General features: G+C 31.8%; 11 protein-coding genes. All 11 read right to left on the reverse strand.

The features are described from left to right. Positions 1-309 precede the first annotated feature (309 nt). The 11 genes from VLC96_RS03295 to fabG all read right to left on the reverse strand — a co-directional run bounded on the left by VLC96_RS03295 (position 310) and on the right by fabG (position 10549). Positions 310-711 (reverse strand): hypothetical protein, encoded by a 402-nt coding sequence (locus VLC96_RS03295; RefSeq protein ID WP_325260625.1) that lies wholly within the window; start codon positions 709-711, stop codon positions 310-312. Positions 712-716: 5 nt separating this feature from the next. Continuing rightward, the gene (locus VLC96_RS03300) at positions 717-1562 is read right to left on the reverse strand and encodes a tetratricopeptide repeat protein (protein WP_325260626.1); all 846 of its coding nucleotides are present in this window, start codon (positions 1560-1562) and stop codon (positions 717-719) included. 94 nt (positions 1563-1656) lie between these two features. Then, positions 1657-1947 carry a hypothetical protein gene (locus VLC96_RS03305; RefSeq protein ID WP_325260627.1) on the reverse strand — a complete coding sequence of 97 codons (291 nt, stop codon included), beginning with the start codon at positions 1945-1947 and terminating at the stop codon, positions 1657-1659. A gap of 360 nt (positions 1948-2307) precedes the next feature. After that, positions 2308-3135, reverse strand: coding sequence for an ATP-binding domain-containing protein (locus VLC96_RS03310; protein WP_325260628.1), 828 nt, complete (start codon positions 3133-3135; stop codon positions 2308-2310). Next, positions 3117-4136, reverse strand: coding sequence for a UvrD-helicase domain-containing protein (locus VLC96_RS03315; protein WP_325260629.1), 1020 nt, complete (start codon positions 4134-4136; stop codon positions 3117-3119). Before VLC96_RS03315 ends, VLC96_RS03310 begins: the two co-directional genes overlap by 19 nt. A 166-nt stretch (positions 4137-4302) precedes the next feature. Then, entirely contained in the window at positions 4303-4710 is a 408-nt protein-coding gene (locus VLC96_RS03320; RefSeq protein WP_325260630.1) for a hypothetical protein, read from the reverse strand. A gap of 204 nt (positions 4711-4914) precedes the next feature. Then, entirely contained in the window at positions 4915-5205 is a 291-nt protein-coding gene (locus VLC96_RS03325; RefSeq protein WP_325260631.1) for a hypothetical protein, read from the reverse strand. Between the two features lie 508 nt (positions 5206-5713). Further along, positions 5714-6676 carry a YeiH family protein gene (locus tag VLC96_RS03330; RefSeq protein ID WP_325260632.1) on the reverse strand — a complete coding sequence of 321 codons (963 nt, stop codon included), beginning with the start codon at positions 6674-6676 and terminating at the stop codon, positions 5714-5716. A 71-nt stretch (positions 6677-6747) separates the two neighbouring features. After that, positions 6748-7644 carry a LysR family transcriptional regulator gene (locus VLC96_RS03335; RefSeq protein ID WP_325260633.1) on the reverse strand — a complete coding sequence of 299 codons (897 nt, stop codon included), beginning with the start codon at positions 7642-7644 and terminating at the stop codon, positions 6748-6750. Positions 7645-7699: 55 nt separating this feature from the next. After that, entirely contained in the window at positions 7700-9727 is a 2028-nt protein-coding gene (locus VLC96_RS03340) for a hypothetical protein (protein ID WP_325260634.1), read from the reverse strand. Between the two features lie 75 nt (positions 9728-9802). Continuing rightward, positions 9803-10549 carry a 3-oxoacyl-[acyl-carrier-protein] reductase gene (gene fabG / locus VLC96_RS03345; RefSeq protein WP_325260635.1) on the reverse strand — a complete coding sequence of 249 codons (747 nt, stop codon included), beginning with the start codon at positions 10547-10549 and terminating at the stop codon, positions 9803-9805. Positions 10550-10774: the final 225 nt, after the last annotated feature.

Raw genomic sequence — 10774 nt, forward strand, 5'->3', positions numbered from 1 at the left:
AAATTATTTCGCTTAAGCATTGGTGTAATTTAGAATTGAGGGCGATATAAAAAGAGTTCTAAACTGTCGATTTCAACATTTATTATGCCTTTCAGCTTTTTTAACTATCGAAAAATAGTATTCAGCATGTTTTTTTTAACAGCCATTAATTTCAATCCATCGGAGATTTACTACTTTCAAGAACATTTATAAAAGTTCGAAGGCGAATCCCGAAAACATTCGGAATCGAAGAGCGGGCTACTAGATCTTTGAGCATTTACTCCGCTCGCCACAATTCCAACTCGAATAAGTGATTTACACATAATATTGTTATTCAATTATTATTTGACTGTTGAATAGTGTCTTGAAAACAGCAAGCGATTGTTCATGGATGTCTTCGCAACTGTCAAGCATGATTAAATAAAACATTTTTCCTTTGAATCTGTCTTGGCTGTCGGTTGCTCTGTAGTAATTTACTTGACCTGGAATTCCTTTCGGCATCGTTGCAGGATTTTCTAAAAGCAGTCCAGGATATTTGGGCGCGTTTCTTTCAATGCCTATCATATACAAGTGTCCACCTCCCAAATTTTGATACATTGACTTTTCCTGAATTTCGTAAGCAATTATCTTATCGTATTTGTCAGAGAAACTGATTTGCTTTTTATTGGAATACTTTGAAACAAAATTGTTAATATAGTCACTCAGTTTATCGTTGTCATTTGCTGTTTTCATAAAGATTACAACGGAGTAGGTAATTTTTTGTCTTTTTTATTAGCAATAGATGGCGGTATCATAAGAATCGCTCCTATATTTTTTTTATAATCAGTAGGCTCTAAATTCCATGTTGAGTCAACTAAAATTTTTATTCCTAATGGCCGTGAAGTGAAAGCTATTTCATCGCTTTGGCTTGCTGTCCAAATATCTTCCTTCTTGTAAGATTCATTTTTGTCCATCGGAACAATTCTCCTGTATATTGCTTTACCAAGTTGTTGCTGAAAACTTCCTTCCTCTCCTGAAATGCTTTTCACTTTGTCCATTGCGTAAATGCAATGCGAAGGCATATTGGTTACTGCTGTTGCAGTAGCGTAATCATTCCAAAAGTCAGCAGGTTGTTCAGTTGGCAATAATTTCTCCGCATTCTTAAATTTTTCAATGGAGAAATTTGGATTTTTTGTAAATACGTAGTGATTACCAAGAAACCAATAACACCTATAATCTGTTGGGTTGCTTTTTACTGCTGTTTCATAATTTGTAATGGCAATGTTAAAATAAGCATTATCGTCCATGTTGTAGAGATAATGTGCAATGTCGCCAAGAAGCAAATAAGTTTCCTCGTTTTTTGACCTGAGTACAGAAAAAAATCTGAAGTATTGGTGGAGTTGTCTTACTAAAACCGCTTTCGGTTTGTCGTGACTCCATTTGCTTGTCCATTTATCATAATATTTCGTGTTCTCCTTTAAAAAATTAAAAGCACTAACAAGTTTGGGGTCACTACTGATTTTGGAGATGTCAATGTAATTTACATTCGCAAATCCTTGAACTGACATCATTGTAAATGTTAAAAAAATGATTATCTGTTTCATACTTTGTTTGTCCGTTTATGCAGTCAGTTTCGGGTTAGTTTTTACCCGCTCTTCGAAGTCTCTCGACTTCGAAGAGTTGTTATATCTCAAAACATTATTTCTTATCTGGAAGACTACCAATAAATTCCTCGCACTCTTTATAAGTACCGAAAAATACTATCTCAGGAATACTATCAGCATTTGGGTGTTTTCTTTGAACCAAATGCATTGACACAGTATCATTTGTAGCCTTATCTGTAATGATATGAGATACAATACTAATATGATGTCCACATAGCGAACCAAATCCTTTATACTTTGTAGTGTAAAATTTACTATGAATGTCTATTTCTTTTTTGTTTACCTCTAATTCAGCTTTAATTGTTAATTCCATTGTATTTATCATTTTAGATTTTATTAAAGTTCTTCTCTCTTTTTATTTCACACCAGCCACTTACAATAAACTTTAAAATCATTAGAAATTCCCTTCTCTATTGGAAAACATAATCCAACCTTTTAAGAAGAGCAAGTCTCAGCATACTTTTAATAGATTTACTGTTTTCAATAATATTTAAAAAGTTCGAAGTTCATGAGACTTCGAAGAGCGATGATTGGCTTATAAAGCTGAAAATTATAGAATAGTAGTGCTATCGATTATTCAGGACAAAAGGACTAATTGATGATTTAATTATTTTTAGATTTTTTTGATGTTTAGCAAGGTGTGACACACTAAAGATTCTTGCGGCAGCGGGACATATTTCCTTAATTAGAATGGTAAGTCATCTATCTCATCAATTGGGTTGTTGCGCCTTAAATCCAATAAATTGCCATTTATGTTTGCTTCAATTGAATCAGCTTCTATTAAGTTGCCTTCTCTAATTTTTTGAGCAATTGTAGAATTTGCAAAATTGAAAGCATGAATATATAATCGTTGAGATGCTCTTGTCATCGCAACATATAATAGCTTTAGATCTGTTATTCCATCAGCATTAGCCATAATACAAATCCGACTTTCAAGCCCTTTTGATGAATGATATGTTGTAATAATTAATGTATTCTCAATTATTTCTTTGGTAACTTTTGCGTTAGATTGAATTTGGGGTGATAAGATCGAATAAAACTGTTGTGCATTTTGAAGTGTTGGGAACAAAATCATAATGTCTCCATAATTGTATCCAACTATATTTATTAAGTTATGAAGTAAGTCAGCTATAGTGTTTGGTCCTCCCTCAATAAATTGAATCTCGCTCATTAAATTTGTTTCATTATCAATCCCGTTCTTTCCTTCATAGAAACGTTCAACTTCTCTTTTTAATGTTTTATCTGTAAGTAATACTTTTAGCGCAAGATCTATGTGACTTTTTCCAGACCTATATGTATGCTTAAGTAACTTACTTCTTCCTCTGATTTTAATCCCTAATTGCTCCCAACTGTGTTCTCTTGGATTGTATATACTTTGCAATCTGTCACCTGCAAGAAATATGTTTTCCTTTAGTTCATTTTCATGATTATGTTTCTTGCAAATCTTAATACAAAGTTTTATCCAATCGTCATAAAAGTCTTGGTATTCGTCAATTAGGACAGCATCATACATGGGACTGCTTTTTGAATTGCCTGATTTGGAAGTTCACCATTCCAAAATACTTCACTTGGATATTGTGGAACGCAAATATTTGCAATTTCTAGAGCTAGTTTATGAAAGGTGGAAATGAAGATATTTTCTCTTTCAATCCCCATATATAGAAAATCATTGTTCAACATATTCATCCTATTTTCTAATTTTCTTGCCAATGACCTATTATAAGTGACAATTTTAATTTTCCATGTAGGATTTTCTTTCAGCAGATGAATTGCCCGTGAAAGTAATATAACTGTCTTGCCACTCCCGGGAACTCCACTTACCATATAATGCCCATTAGGGATTCTTTTCGCAAATTGTTCTTGGGAAGAATCTAATGCTTTAATTGTAGATAAGATTTCATCATTGTTACCTATATTTTCAACGTCGAGGTTAGTAGTGTCTAGAATTTTAATTTCAGGGAATAAAATACTTCTTAGAACCAACAGTTGTCCTTGCTGAATTAAACATGATGAATCACCAAATAACTCATTAAATCCAAGATTTCTTAGTTTTTCACTCAAAATTACTTTTGATGGTGGTTGATGTAATACGTCTCCAAGTTTTGAATGTTCGCTTAAAGTCATATTTGGAAGAACAACAATACTGTAAAGATTATAGCACGGATTAGCATTATTATCTAATAATCTTATATCTGATTCAAAAAGTCCTTTTGAGAGATTGAAGTATTGGTTTGCTTTAAAAGCAGGATTGTCGTCTACCTTTCCTGTTTTAAGATTAACTTTTAATCTGTTTATACTAGAGATATAATTCAAACTCCAGTCTTTAACTTCAATTATTGATACACCTTTGTATGGGTCAATTAATATAAAGTCGGGTTCTAGATTTCTTATTCGTGGTTTTAGGTATAAAAAAGCTTGATAATTTGTTGGGGAGTATAGACTTTTAATTTTACTAAAAACCTTTTCTTCACCCAAAGTAAATTCACTGTCGTTTCCTATTACTATAATACTCATGGTTTGTATTTGCTAATTTTTGTTAATCCGATAGCACGGATTTATAATCAGTGCCCTTTCCAATTGTCAAGTCCAAATTGATTTTTCTATACTTTTTGTTACTGTGTTCTCTTTATCGATGTTCTGTGTGTACGGATTGCAAATCAGCGCTATCGGGTTAGTTTTTTTATTCAGTTTCACAAATATATCTGTAAACACTTGACATCACAGAACCTGGAATAATTTTTTCGCCTTGTGTGTCATAATATTCCGGTCGTCGTGTTGGATTTCCATTTTTATCATATTTTATTGCGTCAGAAGATGAATATTCTTTTTCTGCACAATCCATTTTAATATATTCAAGAGTATAACCTCCACCAGTTTTTATTAATTTTCCACTCTTATTTTTAATAGTTTTGATTGGTTCGGTTATTTTTAACCAAAATTCTTTTGTTCCGTAATTATCTTTTTCAAAATGTATATAAAGTTCATTACCACTTTTAGAAGATGTTATATATTGAAATTCATCATCAGTTTGAGAAAAGGTTTTGCTTGATATTATTAAAATTAATAAAGTGAATAACGTTTTTTTCATATTGTCCAAGGTTCTTTAATTATTTATTTTATTTCAAAAGTTCTTCCATTTTCAACTTCCATTTTAGCTTCCCGATAGCGCAGATTTATAAACCGTGCCCTTTCCAATTGTCAAGTCCAAATTGATTTTTATATTCTTTTTGTTTCAGTATTCTCTTTGTCGATGTTCTATGAATTCACGGTTTGCAAATCTGCGTTTTCGAGTTTACAGGTTCCTCATTTTTATCGAACTATTGACCATTTTAACATATTGGCGCATTGCAGTTATATATTTAGGGATAGATTTTGTGTTAACTCCATTTTTTTGAATTTCACTTATAATCATTGAAATACAGTTTTCATCATAAAGATTTTTTTTTGAAATATCTTCATTTATTAATCGTGAAACTGAATTCAAATATGAAACATATGACTTAATAGACGAAGCTACTTTGTCCTTTTTCCCTACACCTTGAGATATTATCCATTCAATGTATTCTTGTTCGTTTCTTATCATTTCATATAGCTTAGTTAAATCTGAAAAAACACTTTTTATTTTTTTCAAATATATAAGACCCAATGAATTATAAAGATGACTTTTATCATTTGATAAAACTTTAACACAGACAGGAATTGAACTATACAAATATAAATTTGTGCATTGTGAAGAAAAAATACACACACAGAGATTATAATTATACACTCAGAGAATATAATTAAATACTAAAAGGCTATAATTATACACTCAGAGGCTATATGTCAAAAAGAAGACGAAAAAAAGCACAGCTGTCTAAAAATACTGAAGTCCCAAATGAAGACTTTTTTTTTTACACAATATTGTCATTCATTTAGGACACGAGCGAAAGCGAATTGGCGAAGCAATCTCCACAAGGTAGTTTCGCGCATTCTATTTGACTCACTTTGTGGATATGCTTTGCGAAATGGCTTGTGTGGGATCCTTCCTTCGTCAGGATGACAAGATTACCGGATGTGGATTGAGGAATAGTATTGAGTGGTATGATTTCCTAAAAGTACAAAATCCCCAATAAAGTAATACTAGCGATACTCACCCAAAGTATAATTCCCTGCAACAAAGGCAACAAACCCACCGCTTTCAAAACAGAAAAGTTCAGCCCCGCTCCTATCAAAAACAAAGTAATTACAAGGCCTGTTTTTGCAACAGAAACCAAATGGGGAGCAACATTCGCAACTGAAGAAAAATAGCTATTGCAAATCATTGCCAAAATAAACAATCCAATAAAATAAGGGATTTTTATGTTGCTGGTTTTATTTTTAAAAACCAAAGAAGTAATCAAAGCCACGGGAATAATCCATAAAGCTCTGGCTAATTTTACAGTTGTGGCTACTTGCAAAGCTTCTGCTCCATATTTATTGGCAGCTCCCACAACAGAACTGGTGTCGTGAATAGCAATAGCACACCACATACCAAAATCGTTTTGTGACATTTGTAACCAATGGCCAATAATCGGAAAAGTAAACAACGCAACAGAATTCAGAATGAATATGACTCCCAAAGCCACAGAAGTTTGTTTTTCATCAGACTTGATTACTGGTGCAATAGCAGCAATAGCACTACCTCCGCAAATTGCTGTTCCACAAGAGATAAGATGAGACGTTTTCTTTTGGATTTTAAGCCACTTTCCTAATAGTGTTCCTAAAATAATCGTTGCTATTATAGAACCAACTGTAAAAATAAAGCCTTCCTTCCCTGCTGAAACTGCGCTGTGAGCATTCATTCCAAAACCTAAACCTACAACCGAAATCTGCAATAATATAGTCGTCGCTTTATGATTTAAATGTAAAAAAGGATGTCCTGATAAATTAGCAACAATCAACCCCAAAAACAACGCTATTGCTGGTGAAATAACTGGAAATAAACAAAGAATTAGAAATACAACAAAAATTACTTGTTGCACACTAGCATTCGTTTTAATCAATACTGGAGTTTCAATACTATTTGCTTTCATTATTTGGTGACATTTAATACTGCAAATGTCGTCCTAAAAGCCAGGCCACGCCAATCGTTTAAAATAATCTACTATAACTTTAAGTTATGGTAATTTGAAATGTTTTTTATAAACAATTCCGAAAGAGAATCAGTTTTTCCTTGTAAAGTAATGATATAAAAATAACGATCTATCGTTAAACCTTCAACATCAATTATTTGCAATTCTTTATTTTTTAATTCTTTAGAAACTGCGTGTATTGACATAAAAGCAACACAATTGGAATTAATTAGATAAGATTTTATACTTTCGGTACTTCCTAATTGCATTTCAATTTGCAACTGATCGATTTTTATATGAAAAGGTTTTAAGGCATATTCAATAACTTCAAGTGTACCAGAACCTTGTTCTCTCATAACAAATTGTAATAACTTTAAGTCTTCTGGAGTAACTTCTTTTTTGTGAACTAATGGATTATTTAGATTACAAACCAAAACCAACTCATCCTTAATAAATTGGGTATATTTTATCGATTGATTTTTAGATTGTCCTTCGACTATTCCAATTTCAATTTCTTTATTAAGTAAAGCGCTTTCTATTTGTTCCGTATTTCCGTTAAGTAAACTCACCTTTACAGATTCTAGTTTTTGATGAAAACGTGCTAATAATGGTGGAATTATATATTGAGAAATTGTAGTACTTGCTCCCAGTCGCAACAAACCTTTACGTTCGTTATGAAAAGTGCTCATATCAAAATCAATTTCTCTGTAAATTTCAAAGATGTTTTTAGTGTGTTTTAATAATACATCGCCAGCATTTGTCAGCTTTATTTTAGAACCGTTGCGATCAAAAAGTTTGATTTTGTATTCTTCTTCGAGTTCTTGAATATGTTTGGAAATTGCAGGTTGTGTAATGAATAATTCGGCAGCAGCTTTAGTAAAACTCAATCGAGTTGCGACTGTGAAAAATACTTTTAATCTAAAATCCATAATTACCTAATTATTAATTCACAATACTTACAAAGTCCAATATCTTAGGAACTAACTACAACATTCCGTTGTATTTCCGAACAAACCATTCAGTGGAAAGCAAAACAGCAATCAAAACTAACAACCATTTCCAATCAATCAAAGGAGATTTGGTTACAACATCTTTTTGAATCGCTTTGTATTCTTTGTTTTCCAACAATGTTTTTATTAAAGCATCTATTTGATTTGAATAAAAGGCTGTCCCTTTAGTTTGTGCTGCTAATTGTTGTAATTTTTGAACATCAGGATTTACAAATTGCTTTTCAATATCAAAATCCAAAATTTCAAAATGACCAGAATAGGAAGTATTTGAATTTAACTCTTTAACAGAAAAATTATAACTGCCTGCTACAAGTCCGTCGAGGTTTACTTTATAAATAGCATTGCCCTTTAAAAGGTCGTAATTCTTGGTTTGTTTTGTTTTTACATTCGTAACAGCAATCGTTAAACGTGCTTTTTCGTCAAAATCATAATTTTTATTGAAATACTGAGCGGTAATTTCAATTGCTTCGCCTGAGTTATAAAAACTTTCATGATTTACAACCAATGATTTTTTGGCATTATTAGAAGCTAAATATTGAATAATCTTATTGATAAAAGTATCATATTTTTCAAAAGATTGTGTATCAACATGACTTTGCATATTCCATTTCCAGCTGTTTTCTCCAAATAAATATGCAGTTCTTTTTCCTTGGTTTTCTGTAAAAGACAACAAAGGAGATTTGGTATCTATGTTTCTGATTTTTGCAGAAAGCAATACATTTACTTCCCCATTTGGAGTTATAGAACCAAAACTATTTTGCAAAGGAGGAAAATTTTCAAAGCCAATATTCTCCATTTCAAAGAGATTAAAATGAGTGTCAAAATTAGCTTGGTAATCTTCTTCCTGATTGCTCATTTTGAAAACAAAATTGTTTTGTACCTGATTCAAAAAAGAAAAATCGGTACTAGTCCCTGTGATGATAAAAGTGTTTAAGTTCGCTTTGGCATTCGCATCAAAAACCGACTTAAAGGCAGCAGTTGGTTGATACAAAATGAGAATATTATAATCTTGTAACGATTTGATTTCGTTAGGTTTAACCAAAACTACTTTATGTTGCAAATTAGATTCTATTGCTCTTTTAAAAACAGCGATATCCGGATGGTTAATTGCAGAAACTATAGCGACAGTTGTTTTTTGATCCATCACTTCAACAGCAAAATTTTTGATATTGTTGAAGGTGTTTTTTTCACTGACCTTCGAATCAATTTTAGCTTTATAAATTTGTAAGCCCACTTTATTGGCAGGCAAAAGCACATTTACAACAGCCGTTTTTTTAGAAGACGAAAACGAAATACTTTGTCTATCCAACACCTCATTTCCTTGTGTAATAGAAAAATTCGCAGTAATATTTTTATCTCCTGAATATTGCAAAAACACTTCAACTGGAAATTTATTTTTTAAAAATGCATATCTATTTACATTCAGCTGATTGATTTTTAAGTCTAAAACTTTGGTTGTATCACCCAAAACTACAGGATATACTTTATGATTTTCATCAAAACTATAGACGTAATCATTTCCAGATGTTTGGTTTCCATCAGTAATCATCACTGTTGGGTAAAAAGCGTTTTTATAAATGCTTTTTAAATTTTTGGCAACCAAATCCAAATTGGTTTGAGTTCCCTTAAAATTCAAACTATCCGATTGTCTAAAATCAGAATCTAAAAGATAAGATTGCACTTCGAACTTTTCCTGAAGATCTTTGTTTGAAAATAATTTTTGTGATAATTCAATTGCTTTATCTTTTGCTTTTAAAAAAGATATAGAACTCGAATTATCAATTACAATTGGCAAAGGTGTTTTGACTATTTCGAGTTTTTTAGTTGTAATAATTGGATTTATCAAAAGCAACAGCACCGAAAAAATAGTCAGAAAACGCAAAAAAGTCAAAAACAAATTCACATTCGAATTGTTTTTGACTTTATATAAATATTGAAAAAACGACAAACTGCCCGCTAGTAATAATGAAAGTATGATTAATAGAATCGTGCTTGCTGTCATATATTTTTATTTTAAATTATAAATTTTGAATTATATGTACATTTAAAAATTCATCATTTATAATTCACAATTATTTTAGGTAAGCATTCCTCCACAAACATTTAATACTTGTCCTGTAATATAAGCACTCATATCTGATGCTAGGAATAAGCAAGCGTTGGCAACGTCCTCAGGAGATCCACCACGTTTCAAAGGAATTCCTTCTCTCCATCCTTTTACTACATCTTCGCTTAATTTTGCTGTCATTTCAGTTTCGATAAAACCAGGAGCAATAGCATTGCAACGGATGTTACGAGAACCTAATTCTAAAGCTACCGATTTTGTAAAACCAATAGCACCAGCTTTTGAAGCAGCATAATTTGTTTGACCTGCATTTCCAGAAACACCAACAACAGAACTAATATTAATAATTGAGCCAGCTCGTTGCTTCAAGAACGTTTTTTGAATAGCTTTGGTCATATTAAAAACAGACTTCAAGTTAACATCTATAACTTGATCAAAATCAGCTTCAGACATTCTCATTAATAAATTATCCTTAGTGATTCCGGCGTTGTTTATCAAAATATCAACAGTTCCAAAATCAGCCAAAACAGCATCAACAAATTTTTGCGCTTCGTTGAAATCAGCCGCATTCGATTTGTATCCTTTTGCTTTAATTCCTAAACTATTTAATTCAGTTTCTAAAGCTTGTGCAGATTCTACAGATGAACTATAAGTAAAGGCAACATTAGCTCCGTTTTTAGCAAAAACTTCAGCAATACCTTTTCCAATTCCACGACTTGCGCCAGTAATAATGGCTACTTTTCCTTCTAGTAATTTCATATTTTAGGTAATATTTATTTTATTAGGCTGTTATCCTTTGCACTCACACGATCAAGCTGAATAACATTCGCCAAATATATGATAAAAATGCGGAATGAAAAAAATTACAATTTCAATTCTGTCCACAGCAAACTGAGTGCTATTCTTTCACCAACTTCAAGACTTTATCAAAATCCTCGTTCTTGATTCCCGTTTTTTGAAAAAGCAAAATATCCTGTTCTGTTT

Source organism: Flavobacterium sp., from assembly GCF_035456085.1.
Classification (GTDB): Bacteria; Bacteroidota; Bacteroidia; order Flavobacteriales; family Flavobacteriaceae; genus Flavobacterium.

Bases quoted from the DNA above. Each gene is read 5' to 3' on its own strand.
- VLC96_RS03295 (WP_325260625.1), bottom strand. From the start codon at position 711: ATGAAAACAGCAAATGACAACGATAAACTGAGTGACTATATTAACAAT.
- VLC96_RS03300 (WP_325260626.1), bottom strand. From the start codon at position 1,562: ATGAAACAGATAATCATTTTTTTAACATTTACAATGATGTCAGTTCAA.
- VLC96_RS03305 (WP_325260627.1), bottom strand. From the start codon at position 1,947: ATGATAAATACAATGGAATTAACAATTAAAGCTGAATTAGAGGTAAAC.
- VLC96_RS03310 (WP_325260628.1), bottom strand. From the start codon at position 3,135: ATGTATGATGCTGTCCTAATTGACGAATACCAAGACTTTTATGACGAT.
- VLC96_RS03315 (WP_325260629.1), bottom strand. From the start codon at position 4,136: ATGAGTATTATAGTAATAGGAAACGACAGTGAATTTACTTTGGGTGAA.
- VLC96_RS03320 (WP_325260630.1), bottom strand. From the start codon at position 4,710: ATGAAAAAAACGTTATTCACTTTATTAATTTTAATAATATCAAGCAAA.
- VLC96_RS03325 (WP_325260631.1), bottom strand. From the start codon at position 5,205: ATGATAAGAAACGAACAAGAATACATTGAATGGATAATATCTCAAGGT.
- VLC96_RS03330 (WP_325260632.1), bottom strand. From the start codon at position 6,676: ATGAAAGCAAATAGTATTGAAACTCCAGTATTGATTAAAACGAATGCT.
- VLC96_RS03335 (WP_325260633.1), bottom strand. From the start codon at position 7,644: ATGGATTTTAGATTAAAAGTATTTTTCACAGTCGCAACTCGATTGAGT.
- VLC96_RS03340 (WP_325260634.1), bottom strand. From the start codon at position 9,727: ATGACAGCAAGCACGATTCTATTAATCATACTTTCATTATTACTAGCG.
- fabG (WP_325260635.1), bottom strand. From the start codon at position 10,549: ATGAAATTACTAGAAGGAAAAGTAGCCATTATTACTGGCGCAAGTCGT.